The 17,361-nt window shown below is 43.1% G+C and carries 21 protein-coding genes, 1 tRNA gene and 1 other RNA gene; 7 read left to right on the top strand and 16 right to left on the bottom strand.

Annotation, left to right across the window (positions count from 1 at the left end; all coding sequences use genetic code 11):
- From NT111_00535 to rplT, 4 genes are all read left to right on the top strand, one after another.
- On the top strand, window positions 1-795 hold the full coding sequence (locus NT111_00535; GenBank protein ID MCX6804498.1) for a hypothetical protein: 795 nt from the start codon (window positions 1-3) through the stop codon (window positions 793-795).
- An 81-nt stretch (window positions 796-876) separates the two neighbouring features.
- Window positions 877-1,446, top strand: coding sequence for a translation initiation factor IF-3 (gene infC, locus NT111_00530; protein MCX6804497.1), 570 nt, complete (start codon window positions 877-879; stop codon window positions 1,444-1,446).
- On the top strand, window positions 1,433-1,627 hold the full coding sequence (rpmI, locus tag NT111_00525) for a 50S ribosomal protein L35 (GenBank protein ID MCX6804496.1): 195 nt from the start codon (window positions 1,433-1,435) through the stop codon (window positions 1,625-1,627). The genes infC and rpmI overlap by 14 nt, the downstream gene beginning before the upstream one ends.
- 1 nt (window position 1,628) lies before the next feature.
- A complete protein-coding gene (rplT, locus tag NT111_00520) occupies window positions 1,629-1,970 on the top strand; it encodes a 50S ribosomal protein L20 (GenBank protein MCX6804495.1) in 342 nt (113 codons plus the stop codon).
- A gap of 30 nt (window positions 1,971-2,000) precedes the next feature.
- Here the strand turns inward: rplT and NT111_00515 are convergent, their stop codons facing one another.
- From NT111_00515 to NT111_00460, 12 genes are all read right to left on the bottom strand, one after another.
- On the bottom strand, window positions 2,001-3,242 hold the full coding sequence (locus NT111_00515; protein MCX6804494.1) for an ABC transporter permease: 1,242 nt from the start codon (window positions 3,240-3,242) through the stop codon (window positions 2,001-2,003).
- Window positions 3,239-3,940 (bottom strand): ABC transporter ATP-binding protein, encoded by a 702-nt coding sequence (locus tag NT111_00510; GenBank protein ID MCX6804493.1) that lies wholly within the window; start codon window positions 3,938-3,940, stop codon window positions 3,239-3,241. The genes NT111_00515 and NT111_00510 overlap by 4 nt, the downstream gene beginning before the upstream one ends.
- Window positions 3,927-5,093: a DUF4012 domain-containing protein gene (locus NT111_00505; protein MCX6804492.1), complete on the bottom strand. Its 1,167-nt coding sequence runs from the start codon at window positions 5,091-5,093 to the stop codon at window positions 3,927-3,929. Before NT111_00505 ends, NT111_00510 begins: the two co-directional genes overlap by 14 nt.
- Window positions 5,056-5,295 carry a hypothetical protein gene (locus NT111_00500; protein ID MCX6804491.1) on the bottom strand — a complete coding sequence of 80 codons (240 nt, stop codon included), beginning with the start codon at window positions 5,293-5,295 and terminating at the stop codon, window positions 5,056-5,058. Before NT111_00500 ends, NT111_00505 begins: the two co-directional genes overlap by 38 nt.
- The gene (locus NT111_00495; protein ID MCX6804490.1) at window positions 5,267-6,400 is read right to left on the bottom strand and encodes a glycosyltransferase; all 1,134 of its coding nucleotides are present in this window, start codon (window positions 6,398-6,400) and stop codon (window positions 5,267-5,269) included. The genes NT111_00500 and NT111_00495 overlap by 29 nt, the downstream gene beginning before the upstream one ends.
- Window positions 6,390-7,811, bottom strand: a complete 1,422-nt coding sequence (locus NT111_00490; protein MCX6804489.1) for a sugar transferase — start codon at window positions 7,809-7,811, stop codon at window positions 6,390-6,392. The genes NT111_00495 and NT111_00490 overlap by 11 nt, the downstream gene beginning before the upstream one ends.
- Window positions 7,812-7,876: 65 nt before the next feature.
- Window positions 7,877-8,281, bottom strand: an RNA gene (gene rnpB, locus NT111_00485) — RNase P RNA component class A.
- A 36-nt stretch (window positions 8,282-8,317) separates the two neighbouring features.
- Window positions 8,318-8,716, bottom strand: a complete 399-nt coding sequence (locus tag NT111_00480) for a ribonuclease HI family protein (GenBank protein MCX6804488.1) — start codon at window positions 8,714-8,716, stop codon at window positions 8,318-8,320.
- Between the two features lies 1 nt (window position 8,717).
- The gene (locus NT111_00475) at window positions 8,718-9,506 is read right to left on the bottom strand and encodes an undecaprenyl-diphosphate phosphatase (GenBank protein MCX6804487.1); all 789 of its coding nucleotides are present in this window, start codon (window positions 9,504-9,506) and stop codon (window positions 8,718-8,720) included.
- On the bottom strand, window positions 9,503-9,919 hold the full coding sequence (locus NT111_00470; protein ID MCX6804486.1) for an HIT family protein: 417 nt from the start codon (window positions 9,917-9,919) through the stop codon (window positions 9,503-9,505). Before NT111_00470 ends, NT111_00475 begins: the two co-directional genes overlap by 4 nt.
- 5 nt (window positions 9,920-9,924) lie before the next feature.
- Window positions 9,925-12,327, bottom strand: coding sequence for an ATP-dependent Clp protease ATP-binding subunit (locus NT111_00465; GenBank protein MCX6804485.1), 2,403 nt, complete (start codon window positions 12,325-12,327; stop codon window positions 9,925-9,927).
- A complete protein-coding gene (locus NT111_00460) occupies window positions 12,324-12,683 on the bottom strand; it encodes a hypothetical protein (GenBank protein ID MCX6804484.1) in 360 nt (119 codons plus the stop codon). Before NT111_00460 ends, NT111_00465 begins: the two co-directional genes overlap by 4 nt.
- Before the next feature lie 61 nt (window positions 12,684-12,744).
- Between NT111_00460 and NT111_00455 the strand changes: the two genes are divergently transcribed.
- Both NT111_00455 and NT111_00450 read left to right on the top strand, forming a co-directional pair.
- A tRNA-Pro gene (locus NT111_00455) sits at window positions 12,745-12,820 on the top strand.
- Window positions 12,821-13,081: 261 nt separating this feature from the next.
- Window positions 13,082-13,678, top strand: a complete 597-nt coding sequence (locus NT111_00450) for a hypothetical protein (GenBank protein MCX6804483.1) — start codon at window positions 13,082-13,084, stop codon at window positions 13,676-13,678.
- Between the two features lie 220 nt (window positions 13,679-13,898).
- On the opposite strand, the gene NT111_00445 is transcribed toward NT111_00450, so the two are convergent.
- Window positions 13,899-14,528 carry a site-2 protease family protein gene (locus NT111_00445; GenBank protein ID MCX6804482.1) on the bottom strand — a complete coding sequence of 210 codons (630 nt, stop codon included), beginning with the start codon at window positions 14,526-14,528 and terminating at the stop codon, window positions 13,899-13,901.
- Between the two features lie 92 nt (window positions 14,529-14,620).
- On the opposite strand from NT111_00445, the gene rpmB reads away from it, so the two are divergent.
- Window positions 14,621-14,845 carry a 50S ribosomal protein L28 gene (rpmB, locus tag NT111_00440; protein ID MCX6804481.1) on the top strand — a complete coding sequence of 75 codons (225 nt, stop codon included), beginning with the start codon at window positions 14,621-14,623 and terminating at the stop codon, window positions 14,843-14,845.
- 86 nt (window positions 14,846-14,931) lie between these two features.
- Here the strand turns inward: rpmB and NT111_00435 are convergent, their stop codons facing one another.
- The 3 genes from NT111_00435 to NT111_00425 form a co-directional block, all read right to left on the bottom strand.
- Window positions 14,932-15,459 carry an MBL fold metallo-hydrolase gene (locus NT111_00435; GenBank protein MCX6804480.1) on the bottom strand — a complete coding sequence of 176 codons (528 nt, stop codon included), beginning with the start codon at window positions 15,457-15,459 and terminating at the stop codon, window positions 14,932-14,934.
- A 34-nt stretch (window positions 15,460-15,493) separates the two neighbouring features.
- Window positions 15,494-16,537 (bottom strand): AI-2E family transporter, encoded by a 1,044-nt coding sequence (locus NT111_00430; protein ID MCX6804479.1) that lies wholly within the window; start codon window positions 16,535-16,537, stop codon window positions 15,494-15,496.
- Between the two features lie 62 nt (window positions 16,538-16,599).
- Complete coding sequence (locus NT111_00425) at window positions 16,600-17,256, bottom strand: winged helix-turn-helix domain-containing protein (GenBank protein ID MCX6804478.1); 657 nt, start codon at window positions 17,254-17,256, stop codon at window positions 16,600-16,602.
- Between the last annotated feature and the right edge of the window lie 105 nt (window positions 17,257-17,361).

The following is a 17,361-nucleotide window of genomic DNA, read 5'->3' as shown; positions in this document are numbered from 1 at the left end:
GTGTATTTATATCTTAAAAACACCAGTTCCGGCTCCCCCATCTCCGAGGAAGTAGATAAGGATATCGCAGATGAGCTTAAAAGGCTTCATATTGCCGCCCCGATAAAGACTTTTACGAGCGAGGCCGAACTTAGCCAGATCTTATCTGGGATAGATAAATTAGCCACTAATACTATCGCGATTATTGGTAGCGATTCAGATTTCGAAACTTTAATCGGACAAATTGGCCAAGTTCCGCATGATGTTGCGATAGGATATATCCCCACAGGCGCCTCGAATATAGGCCATAAGCTACTAATTAAAAGCTGGAAATCTGGGATCGAGGCCTTAGCCCAAAGGAAAATAAATGAAGTTACTATCTATTCGCTTGGCAACAGGTATTTCTTCGATAATATTACCCTATCATTTGAACCTAATACAGCCATCGCCAAGCCAATAGGCCTATCTGTAGACGCATCTCTGGATCTAAGATTGCCCGACTGCACACTGGAGTTTGAAAATATATCGGATAATCAATACCTAATTAAAAAGCCGATCCAACTCAGGGCGAGTTCTTCTGTCGCCCAAGATCCTAAATCTAAAAAGGACCTCCTGGCTGGGTTAATCAAGAGAATCTCTATTAAAGCGCCAACTAGCTCTAGGGTAATAGCTAGCTTACACGGCAAGGTTTTTAAGGTGCAAGCCATTGGCCAAATCACTGATAACTACGGCAGAATCTACAAGAATTCTGTAACTATCGGCAAATCTACTAAAAAGATCCGACTAATTTCCAGAAAAATCAATCAAACTGACTGATAAATAAGTGCCCGATGCTATTGCTTGCCAACCGAGAACTTTCATGCTACTATTATTCGGAGCTTTTATGGAGATATCTAAATAAAAAAACGACTTCGACTTAATCATCAGATATCAGCGTCAACCGTTAGGTTGCTAGACGCAGAATCTGAACTAATTGGAGTAGTGCCAATTTCTGAAGCCCTAAATATAGCTAGGGATCAGGGCTATGATCTAGCCGAGATATCACCCCATGCGGACCCACCTGTTTGTAAGCTCCTCGATTGGGGTAAGTACCTTTATGAGCAAGATAAGCAGGCCGCCAAAAACCGTAAAAAGCAGCGCAATATAGAGGTCAAGCAAGTTCGTATGGGACTAAAGATAGGCCAGCACGATATAGAGGTGAAGCAAAGAGCAGCCCGAAAATTTCTTGAAGCCGGCAATAAGGTCAAGATTACCGCTCGCTTCAAAGGCCGCGAAATGGCTCGCCCAGCTCTAGGGGAAGCGGTAATCATGAAGTTCTTCGAAGGCCTCAATGAAATTGCCATAATAGAGCAAAGGCCAATAATGACAGGCCGTGATATGTCGATAGTAGTTAATATGTCGAAGCAAGCAGGAACCAAATCAAGCCAGCCAGTGGCTACAAAGGATAAAGACAATGCCAAAGATTAAAACAAGTAAAACCACAGCCAAAAGATTCAAAATTACAGCCAGCGGCAAAGTGATGCGACTTAAGGCTACCCGTGGGCACCTTAAGACTAAAAAGTCTGCCAGCCGCAAGCGAGCCTACTCGATGGATATGCCTGCGTCCGAATCTGATGTAAGAAATATTAAAAGGGCCCTAGGAGTTTAGCATGAGAGTAAAAAGAGGCGTTACAGCCCACAAACGACACAAGAAGATACTAAAGCTCACGAAGGGCTATTCCAAAATAAGACGAAGCTCCTATAGGAAAGCCAATGAAGCTGTAATTAAGGCACTAAGTTACCAGTACCGAGATCGACGCAATAAAAAGCGTGATTTCAGAAGCCTATGGATAACAAGGATATCAGCTGCCGCTAAGATCAACGAGACTACTTACTCGATCTTTATAGCTGACCTTAAAAAGTCAAATATTTCTATAAACCGCAAAATACTCTCCGAGCTAGCAGTGAGCCAACCTAAGGCCTTTGCAGAAATTGTAAAAGCTAGTAAGTAGTTCGCGAAGCATTTCTATTTATTTTAATAGCTAGAGGGACTTAAGAGCCTGTATGGGGCTCTTTCTGGCCGCCTTAACGGCAGGGGCTGTTCCAAACACTATCCCGATGGTTAAACTTACCCCTAAGGCCACCACTAGCGCTTTAAGGCTATACACTGGTGTGATGTCAGCTAGCTCTTTGATGACAAACCCGGCTAAATAGGATAGCAGGAGCCCGAGCAGACCTCCGATCAGAGATATAATAATTGACTCCATTAAAAACTGACCCATAATATTTCCAAAAGTTGCACCCAGAGCCTTGCGAATACCGATTTCCCTGGTCCTCTCCGTCACAGTCACCAACATAATATTCATTATGCCTATACCCCCTACTAGTAGGCTGATCGCTGCTATAGCTACTACGAATGTAGTCAAGACATCTAGGATACTATTAAATGTGCTTAGTAGGTCTTCTTGGGTAAGGACACTAAAATCGTTACTTCCTGAATGATTCTGTGTTATCGACTGCTCCAGTGATGCCTTAACAGAGTCGACATTGTCAGCGTCATTTACCTGAGCGATAATTCTGTAAATATCTAGCTTACCGAGCAGCAACTCTGCAGAAGTCGAAGGAAGTAAAATAATATCGTCAGAGCTAGAGCCAATACTTACGCCACCATCAGATTTGGCAGTGACACCCACTACCTCATAATCCTTTCCTCTCAAGCTAATGCTCTGGCCGATCGGATCCTGGTCTCCAAAGAGGTTAGATTTGGTATCAGGCCCAATAACTACAACCTGATTTGACCGCTCCATATCTTCGTCACTTATAGCTCTACCCTGGGACAGCTTGATACTCCTGATATCAAAATAGTTTGGATCGGTGGCTACCACCACTGCTGTACTACTGCTAAGATTGGCTCTCGAGACAGAAGTTGAAATAATACTAAAGCTAGATACTTTTACAACATCTTTAGTTTCCTCGACAGTTCGTAAATCAATGCTCGTAAGCGTACTCGCGCCTAAAGCACTCGATAAATTAAGACCCGAGGATTTCTGCTGCTGGCCATTCTTTGCAGTGCTGGACTGGCCGACTTTACCCGATGTGATAGTTAGCACATTAGTTCCCAGGCTAGATACCTGGCCGCCTATCTGAGCCTTTACCCCATCTCCGGCTGCGACCATAACTAAAACTGCAAAAACGCCAATGACCACGCCCATCACGGTCAAAAACGATCTAAGCTTGGCAGACCTAATAGATATTAGGGCATTTTTGATATTCTGCCAGATCATTCTACAGCTCCCCCTGCTTTTATAAGGCCATCCCGCACCACTATGGTTCGATCCGCAAAATGGCTTACCTCGGGGTTATGAGTCACGAGTATGATTGTTGCCCCTTTGTTGTTAAGCGACTTTATTATATTCATAATTTCTTTGCCAGTTTTGGTATCCAGATTACCAGTTGGCTCATCTGCCAAAATAATACTTGGGTCATTAATAAGGGCCCTGGCGATTGCAGCTCTTTGAATCTGACCTCCACTCATCCTATTGGGCCTATTGTTGATCTTATCTAATAGGCCGACACTCGAAAGGGCTTTAATAACCTTATCCTCACGCTCTTTAGCCGCTACCCGCTTATAAATCAACGGCATTTCTACATTTTGCCTGATATTTAGTCTGGGCAATAAATTAAAGTTTTGAAATACGAAACCGATCTTATCTCTGCGCAGCTTGGCAAGATCCTGATTGCTGAGGGAGTTAGTGTCTACGCCATCAAGCAAATAGGTCCCCTGAGTCGGCCGATCCAATAAGCCTATTATATTCATTAGGGTCGATTTACCCGATCCTGATGGGCCCATGATTGCCACAAACTCACCTTTATGTACAGTTAAGTCGATACCCTTCAAGGCATCATATATACCGGCCTCGTCATCGAAGCGCTTGCTAAGATCCCCTAGCGTTATGGCATCTGTTGGTTTATTTTTTAACATATATGTAACTCATGTATAAGTCTCTATCAATAATACTATCATACACAACCGATCCTTGGTCATAAAATAGGTCTTTCTTGTTTGATGCGCTTAATTGCCACTCCTTTGGCACCACGACACTGTTTCTTATTTGGTATGGCCAGCCACCATTCTGAAGCTGGATAAATGAATTCAAGGTCATAGTGTCGTCATCGGCTAAGATATATGGTAATTTGTAGCTGAAAGTATACTCTGAAGGTTCCAGCGGTACTAGCTCGCTATTAAAGCCATAAACATCATACCCTCGTTCTTTACCCTTGTACTCTATATCTATATTTGACTTTGTTGAATCCAGCTTGGAGCCAGCTGGGACGGCAAACTTCATGTAACTCTTATTACTCTTAACCAAGAATGTGGTGCCTTGATCAACTGGGTCGACATAAGGGAATGATTGCTCCAAGTTCTGGGTCCGTGTCAGTTTGACATCTACAGTCACGCTGCCATCTGGGTCGATAGCTAGCTTACGGTCAAGCTGTCTAGTTATAAAAGCGTTACTTTTGTCGACGCTATAATTATTCTCTGTTAGCAAGAAGTAATCTGATTCAAATGCCACCAAGGACCCATCATACCCAAGCCTGGATAAGCTTTCAGCTAGATCATAATTACTACCATAGACCAATATCTGCCTCTGCTTTGCCTGGTCTCTTAGGCTGGAACCAATTTTTGTTAGATCATTGACTGACTTTTCACTTAGTCTCTTTATTAGCTCATTTGCTACGCTAGATAGGACCGTTTTGGGGTCCTTCCTTTCCACCTTATCCTGGCCGGACTCAACTTCTAGCTGAAGGGTCTGAGTAATATTATCAGCGGTTACGGTTAGGCCATAACCTTCAAGAACAATAGGGCCCGTATCTGAAATTAGCTGCTTAAGTATTTCTGGTGTAATTGCGACAACTATATCAACTTCCAGTCCGGATTCACGGCTAAATATAGTCTTTGCTCGCTTTGCATTGGCTGGCCAATCTAGGCTCTGGCCACTGTCTCGTAGGGTATAAAGCATTGGTTCGCCCTTGGCGTCCGGAGCAGGCTCTACATAGTTTACCTCTTTAAACTTGTAGTCGTAATAATAAACCGATCTAACGGGCTCTGGTTTTATCTTCAGCGTTATTCTCAAAAAGCAAAAGTATGTTTACGGGCTTATCAAGGCCTAACAAATTGTTGGATATAACTCTGTAGTCGTTTATTTTAGTTGTATTAATCACAACTTTATCTATCACAGATGGCACTAAAGAAGCCAGCACCAACAGAGTAACTACCATTAGCCCAGACAATACTAACTTGACGGCTCTATGGTTTTTTTGAGATCTTATCGGCAATGTATCCTCCTAACTCGTCTAAAAACCTGCTCTCTGAGAACATCTTTGCTCTTTTAACTATCGTGCCGCGATCAAACTTGGTAGCTTCGAATTTACCTATCGCCTCGACAAGGCTAGCGACGGTCTGATTGGCATGATAAACCCCAGTAGCCCCATCAATGACCGTCTCTGTGGCGCCAGCCTCGCCAAAGCAAATCACCGGTAGTCCAGCTGACATCGCCTCGACAGGAGTAATCCCGAAGTCTTCTTCAGCAGAGAATATGAAGCCACGGGCACCTAAATACAGCTTGGTTATCTGGCTATCAGACGGGCTCTCCACAAAGCTAACCGTACTACCAGCAAGCTTTTTAAGCCTAGAGAGCTCTGGCCCTCGGCCAGCTACAATTAGCTTTAAGCCTAATTTATTACAGGCCTTGACGGCCAAATCAACCCTCTTATAGGGCACTAGCCTGGATACAACCAATAGATAATCCCCTTGCTGATTCTCCCTGTCGTTCCTGAAGCGATCTGTGTCTACAGGAGGCCTGATCGTTTGGCTTGGGCGATTATAATACTCACTAATCCTGGCCGAGACAACATTAGAATTTGCCACCAAATAATCAGGCCTCTGCGCGGCGGCAAAGTCCCATTTACGGAGTCGGCGAACTAAACTAGGCATGAGTAACCTTACTATCGGATTTAACACTCCAAAGCCCGGCTCTGCCAAATAATCACTATACCCGCTCCAATAGTACCTTGTAGGGGTATGAATATAGCTTATATGGAGTGTCGAGGTGGGGGTGATCACTCCTTTAGATTCTGCGCTTGAGCTAGATAAGACTAGGTCGTAATTGCTTAAATCTAAACTCTCGAATGCGAGAGGCCTAAGGGCTGAGAATAGCTGATGTTTGCTCCGTGACAAAGGCCAATTCTGCAGAAATGTCGTATTGATCTTGTGGCCAGCAAATAACTGCAGCTTATCTGGTGAGTACACGCTAGTATAGATGTCGGCCTGTGGCAATAGCTTCAGCATACTTCCTACAACTCTTTCGGCGCCACCTAAGCCCACCATCCAGTCGTGTACTATAGCTACCTTCAGGCCTGAAAGACTTTTTTTATACTCCATTACTGCCTATTACCGCCTGCCAAATCGTCTTGAATATTATCTTGATATCTAGCCACAAAGACCAGTTATCAATGTAATATAAATTCAGTTTTACTCGTTCATAATATTCAAGATCATTTCTACCAGAGACTTGCCAGAGGCCGGTAATACCTGGCCTTATGGCTACAATTCTAGCCAGATTTTGCTTGCCCCCCAGCAAACCCAGCTCAGATTCGGGTAAAGGCCTAGGGCCTACTAGGCTTAGATCCCCCTTGAGAACATTAAAAAGTTGCGGGAGTTCATCAAGGCTAGTTCGGCGCAAGAACCGGCCGAATCGGCCAACCCTTGGATCGTCTTTAATTTTGGCTGTGGCCCTATATTCATCGGCCTTGTCCTTGGGTAAAAGCTTCAATACCTCCTGAATGGTACGCCCAGCAAATTTTGGCCCAATACTGAATTCTGCCTTCATTGTCCTCAATTTGTATACATTAATCTTGTTGCCAGTTCTGCCAAAACATTCGTGGGAATAAATTGCTGGACCAGGGTCAGTGGCCTTTATAATCAGATAAAGCAAGGCCAATACCGGTAGAACTGGAATTATAATTATCAAAGTGACAATTAAATCGAATAATCTTTTTAGAATCCTGCCCCATCCCTCCAAGGGTGTGGGCCTAAGCTCAAGGATTGGGATCGAACCAATCTGGGTGGAGAGGATATTGGAGGTGTAAAGCCCTGATATCGTTGGTGAAAACTGATAGCCGATGTGATTTTGCTGACAAAAAGCCAGAATTTCTAATAGGTTTTCTTCGTTGGTCGAGGGATCAGCCACCATGATAATATCTACATGCTTAAGGCTGATAATATTTGAAAGTTTCGAGGTACTGACCTCTGATAATGATGAAATACTAGATACTACCTGATATCGCCTCTTAAACTGCTTCAGTGTGGATTTTAACTCTACTGCATTTCTTCCACTACCTATAAAAAGAACTCTGTATACTCCGATCCCTCGCAGCGCCAGGGTCCGTTGAATCAAAGTCATTATGAGCCTTCCTAAGCTCACTAGAACTACAGAGAGCACGAAGCCATAGATTGGTACGATTTTAGCTGGGAATATGGGAGAGGGGCTTAGAAAGTCGATTACAATAAGTACCATAACGCCTGCAGCACAAGCCACGAATATCTTACCTATATCCACCCAATTGCCTCGATCTGAGCGTATCCTGTAAAGCCCTGCGCCGGCGAATATAATTAGCCATATGGGTAAAAACAACATCACTAGGTCTAAATATGCATAACCACTAATAATCCCCGAGAATGGCTTGCCGCTACCCTGCCTCAAGAAGTAAGCCAAAGTAAAGCTAACTACCAGCATAATGTAGTCAACTGGTATCTGAATTAATGATATCAATAATTCACTGCGTTTTCTCATAGTTGTTATTGTACCATTTTTAACAAATATCATTCGCCTAGATTAACCATGCGAATGATATTTGTTACTGCAAGCTAGCTATAAGCCGAATTTTGTACCCCTCATCTTGATGCTGGGACTCCAGAATCAAGATGAGGGGTGATGACCATCTATCTTGGGCTGGCTAAAAGCCAGCAAACCTGTGTTGCCACATGGCGCGATATACCCATAAGAAGACAAGCAGTCTTTCCGACAAGCGGAAGGGCCCATAATCTTGCAGCCGGTAGGGTTTACCTCTACAGATAATCACTTATCTGTACTGTGGGCTCTTACCCCACTCTTTTCACCCTTACCCCAATAAAAAATTGAGGCGGAATAGTCTCTGTGGCACTTTCCCGAGGATCACTCCCGGTCGCAGTTAACGACTACCGTTGCTGTATGCTGTTCGGACTTTCCTCTCGCTATAAACGAGCAGCCATCCACTAACTTGCAGTGTATAATATTATACGATATTTATAAGTAAATGTCTATTTAATACTATCTAAAACATCATTAACGACGGCATCAGCTTGCTTGTTATCTTGGCGGTAAACATGAGTAAAAGTGGTATCCATGCCACTACATAACTCAACAACCCTACTGTTGAGGGGTTTTATATTGGCATTCTTGACCTTATAGATACCATTTAATTGCCTAACTATTAGCTCGCTATCCAAGAAAAAATCAGCCTCCAAGACCTTCATCTCATTTAGCCTCTCAAGGGCTCTTACTACTGCACTATATTCGGCAAAATTATTGGTCTGTACACCCAGATACTCACCTATCTCTTCGATTATTTCACCCTTTGATGTTTTTATGACAACACCTAGAGCCGATGGGCCAGGATTACCTCTTGAACCGCCATCGCAGTATACTATTAAGCGCATATTAACCCTTTACCAGCCATAGAGCTATCACTGCGGATCCTAAAGCGAAACGGTATAAAACGAAGACCAAGAGAGAATGGCTTTTGAGGTATTCCAGTAGCCACTTAATTACTACCAGGCCAGTAAAGAAAGCCACTACGATACCTAAAACCGTCAGCCATATCGAAACTCCGCCACTGGGCTGAGACACAATCTGGCCGAATTTGTATAGCCCCGCTCCCATAGATATCGGAGTCGCCAATAGAAAGCTAAATCGAGCAGCTGACTCGCGGTTCAGACCAAGGAACTCACCTGCAGATATTGTAATACCAGAACGCGATGTTCCGGGGATAAGTGCCAGAACTTGGGCAAAGCCAATAATTAAGGCCTTTTTACCGCCGACACTGCTTATGTCGTCCTTCAGTTTTGCATTTCGATCGATAACATACATAACTATTCCATAAAAAATTAGTCCAATTCCGATAACAAGCGGCGCCGTACTAGACTGATATAAGTACTTCTCGATGTATTTATCTCCCAGAAACCCAACTATCGCTGCTGGGATAGAGGCAACTAATATATAAATTATTAGCTTATCTCGCTTTTTGACAAGATTATAGAAATCTTTCCAGAAAAATATCAGTAGTGCTAGGGCTGTGCCGATATGTATCGCGGCGTCAAAGGATAGCCCTGGATTAGGCAGGTTAAAGGCCCAGGGGAGCAGGAACAAGTGACCAGAGCTCGATATCGGCAAGAACTCTGTAAGGCCCTGGAGTATAGCTAGTGTTACAACCACCAATACGGCCATCATAAGACCTTACCTTTGGTCTTCTTTAGATATTTTTCGAACTTTAGGGCTTCTTTGCTAAGTTCTTCCATATTAGCGGCGCTGGCCTTAGTATGATCAGCACCAGACACCCCAAATAAGGAAAATATGTGAATATGCACATGGGGGACCTCAAAACCAATGGCCACCAAACTAACTTTCGGTGGGCTATAGATCTCTTTGGTGGCCCTGCCGAAGTATTGAGCGACTTCCATTAAGTGCAAGAAACTTTTGGTATCAAGGTCCTGCCAACTATCCATCTCCTCGACCGGTATTACCAATAAGTGACCTGGGGCATGGGGCATATTCGAAAGAATCACAAAGCATTTACCGTCGTCATAAAGGATCACGCCAGGCACCTCTTTGTTCTTAATTTTAGTGAATACTGATTGGGGCATAGTCTCTATACTACAACTTCTAGGTCACCTACATCAAGTGTAAGGGTCGAACCAGGCGAGAGTTCACCACTCAAAAGCTTTTGAGCCACCTTGTTTTCAACCAACCTAGATATCACTCTACGCATTGGCCTTGCTCCTAAACGAGGGTCATATCCGAGATCTACTAGCGTAAGCATGGCTGGGTCGGTTAACACTACTGTCACTTTTTTGGCTTCCAGCTGCTTATTTACTCCTTTAATAATCAATTTCGCCACCTGCAAAAGTTCCTCCTTATTAAGCGGCCTAAATAGCACTATCTCATCGAAACGATTGATTAATTCTGGCCTAAATACATTTTGATCAATTAATTTATCTGTCAGCTCTTCCTCAAATTCCTCGAGCTTTTTACCAGCTGATATCTGAGCCCTGATATCGTTAGCTCCAGCATTTGATGTACATATAATTATCGCTTCCTTAAAGCTTATCTTGTGGCCAGCAGTGTCTGTGAGCATACCCTCGTCAAGCATTTGAAGGAGAAGATTAAGGATATCTGGATGAGCCTTTTCAATTTCATCTAGCAAAACGACGCTAAATGGGTTCTGATTGATCTTTTGTAAAAAGCTACTACCGCTAGATGTCTTGCCGGCTGATTCAAGCAAGCGCTTAATATCACTTTTGTTTTGGTACTCACTCATATCTAGTCTGTTCATGCTGGCTTCACTACCGTAGTACACAGCTGCTAGGGCCTTAGTAAGTTCTGTCTTACCCACTCCGGTGGGGCCCAGGAACAAAAAGCTACCGACTGGCCGATTAGTGTTTCGGACACCGGCCCTAGACCTTCTTAAGGCGTCAGATACCACCTTGACAGCCTGACTCTGATTAATCATTCTTTCATGGATTAAATCTTCCAGATTCAATAGTTGTGTTTTTTCGGCTTCCGATGCCTGGCTGACCTTGGTATTAGTGATTATTTCGGTAGCTCGGGCAACTGACTCTGCGGTAACCAGCCCCCCAGAAGCATAGCTCATGCTATCACTAAGCAAATCTATCGCCCTTGCCGGCATAGCCTTATTGCGCAAGTAACGCTCTGAAAGATCATAGGCCGACTGCAAAGCCTTAAAGGTCACAGTGGCCTTATTCTTGGCTTCGAGCTGGATTGAAATATCCTGAAGTATGCCGATAGTTTGCTCTCTATCAGAAGGCTCGACATCTACCCTGGCAAACAAACTAGCTAGGTTGGGGTTGGATGAGCTAAGTCGACTCCAGTCGTCCAGCGAAAAGCTAGCTATTAAACTGATTCCCGTAGCCTTTATGGCGGGTAGTAGTATGCTTGATATATCTACTGAGCCAGACCCCGTACCGAAAAATAACTGGGCTTCATCTAGATAAATCATTATATTCCCAGCCCTAGATACATTGCTTATTATTTCCTTAAATATCAGCTCTAGGCTCAAATTCTTACTTACGGAAGCTGTCACGGTACCTGAATCCATTTGGAAAATTTGCTTATACTTGAGTTGGTCAGGTACATCTTCGCCGTCTATCAGCTTTTCTGCTAAGGCATACACCAGAGCGGTCTTGCCGACTCCGACCTCACCCACCATGGCAATGTTGTTCCTATCGGCCTTGGCCAAGTTGGTGAGTATTTGCTCTATCACATTGCCTCTGTGAACACTCGAGAAGTCCTGCTTGCCATCCATTATTGCAATACTAATATTCTGGCCATAATGGTCCAATATTGGCGTATACCCAGATGACCAGTCGCGCCCAATACCGCCGTAGTTATTTTGAGCCTTTGGGCTGATTATCCTCTTCCATAATGATTCCTCCCACATTAAACCGCCAATTACATCCTGAACATCCATACCATTTTTTAGCAGCCAATCTTTCATTATTGGATTTTCAATAAACATCGCTACTAATAAAACCCCGGAGGATATCTCTTTTATAGGAACCTGGCCAGCAATCATAAAGGCCCGATTCCATAGAGCCTGGGACTGGCCTGGGTCATTAGACACCGAACTTGCCAATAAAGCTATATCTACCTGATACCTAGTGAGTATAAATGCTACCTGCCAATTACTAGATATTGCCGATAATACCTGCCTTGGGCTTTGTTTATCGTTTACGAGGAATACGATGTCCTCGGTCGCAACATCATCAATTAGTATTTCTGACGAATCAGGGTTATAGACTGCCCTTACCGATCCCAAATCCCATCTTGCCCATACCGAGAATATTAGACCTACAATACCCAAGCTAGCTAGCAGTATGGCTGGTTTCACCGGAGAGGTGATGTATAGGGTTACCCCCAGGGCGATAAGTAGCCACGAAAACAGCAAAATGGACTTAGTGAACCCATCCTTAAGATGGCTCGCCAATCTGGCCTTTGAAACTCTTATAGAATTCGAGTAGGATACTGGCCTCATGTTACCGCCAATACAAATGGCAATATGATGAGCACTGGTGCTAGCGGCCAAGCTACAGCCAGTAGCAGGCCTACCACGAATAGCAAAGCTATAGATATAAATGCCGATATGATAACTATAACTCTAATTGTGAATCCGACTACCCTAGAGACAGCATTATCCAAAATAGCCCTAGACTTATCTTGCAGGGATTTCCCAGGATCAGTCACTATTCTTCGCCAGGGATCAACCAAGGTCTTGACTAGCGTAGCCACCGAAAACTTTTGCCATATCGAAATAATCAAAGCCTGCAACTTCTTAAAGAGTAGCATGTAGCCTCGGCCGTACCACCAAGAGATAAACTCGATTAATAGCATAACCATATTGTAGCAAGCCTTGAGCTCCTGTGCCATATCAGATAGTATTAATCTAGTCTGACGGGGTGTGGCGCAGTTGGTAGCGCGTACGGCTGGGGGCCGTGAGGTCGCAGGTTCAAGTCCTGTCACCCCGACCAAGTTTAAGATCAAGTTTAGTATTAATTACTAAACTTTTTTAATTGTAAGAAATAATACCGCTTAAGGTACCTACTTTTTATTGAAAATTTCGTTCACCTATTCCTGGGTAACTGGGGCGTTGCTGGGCAGCATTGCTTTCAAGAATCAGCTATTATAATTTAAAGTTAATTAAAAAATCGTAAAGCCTAATAGTGAATCGTCAACAGATATAAAATACACAAAATTTAAAAAAGTATTGAAAAGGTATTTACATAATAGTTATGCTAAGGCATAATGTTTATGTAGTAAGTAATTTATGTGTGCCAAAACTCCAGATGAGTAACAACTCTAACAAAACAGCCATAGTCTTAAGGCTAATTCAGACCAAAAAAGTCGCCACCCTGGGCGACTTGAGTTCTAATAAGGCATTATTAGAACTTTTCATAAACTCCAATAAAACAACCCCCCGGCGCAGGATAATTGACACCGTGGCCCTTTTGGCTAGGCAGGGATATATTAGTGTAGGAGTCCTTGATAGCGAAAAGGTCTATAAAATAACCTTAAAGGGCAAAGACAGATTAAAAGCTCATCAGGTGGCAGAAGATGCCTTCACTATTCCTGAAAGATGGGACGGGCGATGGTACTTGATTACATTCGATGTCCCAGAGGCTAAAAAAGTGATGCGTAATCAGCTAATCCTAACCCTCAAGCGCCATGGGTTTGTTAACTATGCTAAGGGTCTCTGGCTATGCCCATACAATCCTGCGAAGCTGGTCGCCAGCTTGCGCAAACAGTTAGGTTTAAAATCAGAAATAAAACTCATCATAGCCCAGACAATTGATGGTGAAAATAAATATCGAAAGTATTGGAAATTATAATAAATATAGAGCCCAACTGGGCTCTATATTTATTATAATTGAGCAATCCACAGACACCGCTAGCGTGGATAACCTTTCCCGCCAATTTGCAGGTGGGTGTCCGCAGCATCTACCGATTAATCGGAGAGCAATCTAAGACTCCCTAAAGTTAAAAGTAACCGGAAAAAGTTACTACGCCTTAAATACGCGAGTGCCGTAGAAAGCGATATAATTATATCATCTAGTAGACTGGTTTACCCAGAATAAACGAAGCTATAAGGAATATAATATTACTAAAAGCCGGGCCGGTGATCTGGAATAGTATAAAGACCATCGCAAATACAGCTACTAAGCCAAACTGCTCTATTCGGTCCATGATATCCTGTAGGCCAGGGGGTGCCACTGCATAAAGCAATCTGCTGCCGTCTAGAGGTGGAAAAGGAATCATATTAAAGACAAAAAACGCCACATTTACGAGTACAAACTGAATTAAGAATTCCCCACCGAGGCCACCAATAGCTACAAACCTCAGATAAAGCCCCACAACTAAGGCCATTAATAGATTGCTAGCCGGGCCAGCAAAAGCGACTAAGGCTGCACCCCACTTACCGTACCGTACCGCATATGGGTTAAAAGGTACTGGCTTAGCTGCTCCAAACACCACAGGGCTGCCAAGTAGTATCAGACCTAGGGGCAATAGTAGTGTCATGAACGGATCTATGTGGGAGGCTGGGTTTAGGGTCAAACGACCTTCTCTTTTGGCTGTAACATCACCGAGCATGTGGCTGGCCCAAGCATGGCTGAATTCGTGCACAGTCAGCACTATCACCAAAATTATTACATAAAATACTATAGTAATTAACATTTCCATACATACTATTTTAGCACGATCGAGCGATTTTTATTAATGACCCCTACAAGGATATTGATTGTGATGTTCAAATGTGCTAGAATACTGAGATTATGTCATACAGATGCGATCTAACAGGAAAAGGTAAGCAATTCGGCAACCATGTGAGCCACTCACAGCGGCATGTTAAGCGTACCTGGAAACCAAACTTACAGCCTAAAACCCTTATAATCGATGGCAAGAAGGTAAAACTTCGCCTAGCTGCCAGTACTATTCGAACTCTCAACAAGTACCAGAAGCAGATAGATGCAAAAGAACTAGAAAACGCTAATAAATAAACCCTCAATAACGAGGGCTTATTTATTAGTGGTAGGATTTTTATAAATTATTCAGTAAGTGAAGCATTTTCCTACCAGATAACTTACTATTTGAGCAATACTAGCTCTTGGGTCTCTAAAGGTAGATCCTTTTTGGTGATTTTGTAGCGCTCCATTGGTTCAATATCCTTACCAAATTCTGCCTTAATCTTAGCTATCTCCGATTCATCGATCATAATTGGGATCAATACGCTTGGCTCCACCTGGCTAATAACCTTATTTAATAAATCGGCTTTGTCGTCCTTGACGGCGATAATTAAGATATCTACGCCGTCCATACTCTCCAGCTGGGTGTTACTAAGTGGAGCCAATAGATCTACTATATAGGTGATGTGAATGTCGTCTGACACCACACTATAAGCAGTGTTGCCCTTGTCGATCTCGATCCCATCGACCATAGCCCCCAGAACCTCATACTCACCCGGTCCATAAAAGGACTTCTGCTCTAGCCTGCTTGCAGAAGGGTCGGTGAAAAGAAGAAGATCAGCTTTTACTGCCGATGTTGGATTTATTATAATACTAGAGCTTTTGCCAGATATTTTTATCGTATTATTGTTAGAGAATGTAATGTCCATAAAAACTATTGTAACAGATTAAGGCATACCGAGGCTAGGATTTTGTAGCATCAAATATCTTATCCTTAACATAGTCAGGTCCTAGACTATCGAAAACTACATCAACCACTGCCGCTATTGGCACAGCAAGTATCACACCTACAGGTCCAAGCAAGCTGAAGCCGATTAAGGCCGCAATTAATATTACAACTGGTGAGACCCCTATGGCTTTGTTGAATAGCTGGGGGGCTATTACATTGGCAAGTAGCATTTGCACAATTAGCACCGAGGCGGAATATATGAGCGCATTTAGCGGGGATATAACAAGAGCTGCTAGCAAAGCTGGAGCTGCCCCCAGTAGAGGCCCCACGAAGGGCACGAACTGTAAAAGTCCCGCAAAAAGAGCCAGAGAAAGGCTAAATTCAACTCCTATTATACTTAATACTAAATATGTTGTCAAAAAAACAATAATCGACATGATCACCTGCGACCTAATCCAGTGCCCTAGCTTTACAGAACTCTCCTTGCCGATGGCTATAATCTCCTTCTGGCTCTTTCTTGAAGGTACATATTTTACCATTGCCGAGGATATCTCTCTACCACTCATTAAAAAGTAAAATGTCAAAACTAAGAATGTAATAAAGCCAAACAAACTGCCAATAATTCCGGTGGCTGCCGCACCCACTTGATTTGCCACTATTTCTGGCCGAGATCTGACTGAGTCCGTGACTCTGTCAAATGCTTCCTGTAGTAAAGGCTGGCTATCTAGGCTGGCCCCTACCCTAGCTCGATGGGCAGGGAAATTCTTAAATATATCGTTAGCTTGCTCGCTGATTGTTGGGGCAATCAGGAATATTAAGTACCCCAAGATAGAAAATACCATTACATATATCACCGAAACTGCCAGCCAGCGTGGAAACTTTATCTTTTCTAGTCTCTTAACAGAGGGGTTAAGCCCAGCTGCAAATATTACACTAGCCACGACGATAATTACTACCCCAGATAAATACCAAACTGCCGCCACTGCTGCAGCGACAACTGCTAAATAGACAAATGAAGCGGGAGATATTGTTACTGTTAGCTTGTCTTTACTGCTCATGCTTACTATTATCTCATACCTATAGGCTAATTGGATAGTACCGAGTCTCGATATTTAGGGGCTTACACCTTAGGCTTAACTTCAAGCTTGGTAGTTTCGTCAGAATCTGTCTCTTGGACCTCTGGATCTTTAGTGAATACGCTGATTCTATCGGCTAATACTATCTTATTTTCGTCCAGGATGTCATTTAGGAATCGATCGTTAAGGTTCCTACGATAATCGAAGTCCTCTACGGTCATAGCAGCATAATTGAGTTCTCTGTTCATTTCTTTTTCCATATCCCCTACCACTCTGGCTAGCTGTGACTTATTCATGTCGCCTACGATAAAGATATCAATTTGCTGATTACTACCCCTTACGAATGCGCCGGTCAAAAAGGCCATACGGACATTTCCAGATTTTTGGAGGGCTTTTAGTACTTGATCCTCCTCCTTAGTCTGCTTTATGTCTTTTGTTTTAGCTGGAATCCTTTGGAATATTGATTCTAGCTCCTTATGGAACTTATATTTGGCATTTATTTCATAATAGAGCCTATTGCTCTGGCTTACGGATCTTACAATACCGATATTAAGAAGATTTTGGAGCTCCCGACGAACAGAGTTTATCTGTTCATCTATCTTGCGGGTTATTTCTCTGACATAGAAAGGGCGATCGGGGTTGTTATAAAACAAACTCAAAAGCTTTACTCGCGTCTTCGATCCAAACAATTGTTCAAACATATCAACACTCCTAGTCTGAAAAATACTGTATTCTACCTGTATTTTTCAGGTTAACTAAAACTATTATACGAGTAAAAGCATAATAAATCTATAACATTCAAGCAT

The sequence above is a fragment of the Patescibacteria group bacterium genome, assembly GCA_026397045.1.
Taxonomy (GTDB): domain Bacteria; phylum Patescibacteriota; class Saccharimonadia; order CAILAD01; family BJGX01; genus JAPLVO01.
This window is presented reverse-complemented; position numbering and strand designations above follow the sequence as displayed.

What these genes read in the sequence shown, in the direction of transcription:
- rpmI (MCX6804496.1), top strand. Translation starts at nt 1,433, where the DNA reads ATGCCAAAGATTAAAACAAGTAAAACCACAGCCAAAAGATTCAAAATT.
- rplT (MCX6804495.1), top strand. Translation starts at nt 1,629, where the DNA reads ATGAGAGTAAAAAGAGGCGTTACAGCCCACAAACGACACAAGAAGATA.
- NT111_00515 (MCX6804494.1), bottom strand. Translation starts at nt 3,242, where the DNA reads ATGATCTGGCAGAATATCAAAAATGCCCTAATATCTATTAGGTCTGCC.
- NT111_00510 (MCX6804493.1), bottom strand. Translation starts at nt 3,940, where the DNA reads ATGTTAAAAAATAAACCAACAGATGCCATAACGCTAGGGGATCTTAGC.
- NT111_00495 (MCX6804490.1), bottom strand. Translation starts at nt 6,400, where the DNA reads ATGGAGTATAAAAAAAGTCTTTCAGGCCTGAAGGTAGCTATAGTACAC.
- NT111_00490 (MCX6804489.1), bottom strand. Translation starts at nt 7,811, where the DNA reads ATGAGAAAACGCAGTGAATTATTGATATCATTAATTCAGATACCAGTT.
- NT111_00480 (MCX6804488.1), bottom strand. Translation starts at nt 8,716, where the DNA reads ATGCGCTTAATAGTATACTGCGATGGCGGTTCAAGAGGTAATCCTGGC.
- NT111_00475 (MCX6804487.1), bottom strand. Translation starts at nt 9,506, where the DNA reads ATGATGGCCGTATTGGTGGTTGTAACACTAGCTATACTCCAGGGCCTT.
- NT111_00470 (MCX6804486.1), bottom strand. Translation starts at nt 9,919, where the DNA reads ATGCCCCAATCAGTATTCACTAAAATTAAGAACAAAGAGGTGCCTGGC.
- NT111_00465 (MCX6804485.1), bottom strand. Translation starts at nt 12,327, where the DNA reads ATGAGGCCAGTATCCTACTCGAATTCTATAAGAGTTTCAAAGGCCAGA.
- NT111_00460 (MCX6804484.1), bottom strand. Translation starts at nt 12,683, where the DNA reads ATGCTATTAATCGAGTTTATCTCTTGGTGGTACGGCCGAGGCTACATG.
- NT111_00450 (MCX6804483.1), top strand. Translation starts at nt 13,082, where the DNA reads ATGCTAAGGCATAATGTTTATGTAGTAAGTAATTTATGTGTGCCAAAA.
- NT111_00445 (MCX6804482.1), bottom strand. Translation starts at nt 14,528, where the DNA reads ATGGAAATGTTAATTACTATAGTATTTTATGTAATAATTTTGGTGATA.
- rpmB (MCX6804481.1), top strand. Translation starts at nt 14,621, where the DNA reads ATGTCATACAGATGCGATCTAACAGGAAAAGGTAAGCAATTCGGCAAC.
- NT111_00435 (MCX6804480.1), bottom strand. Translation starts at nt 15,459, where the DNA reads ATGGACATTACATTCTCTAACAATAATACGATAAAAATATCTGGCAAA.
- NT111_00430 (MCX6804479.1), bottom strand. Translation starts at nt 16,537, where the DNA reads ATGAGCAGTAAAGACAAGCTAACAGTAACAATATCTCCCGCTTCATTT.
- NT111_00425 (MCX6804478.1), bottom strand. Translation starts at nt 17,256, where the DNA reads ATGTTTGAACAATTGTTTGGATCGAAGACGCGAGTAAAGCTTTTGAGT.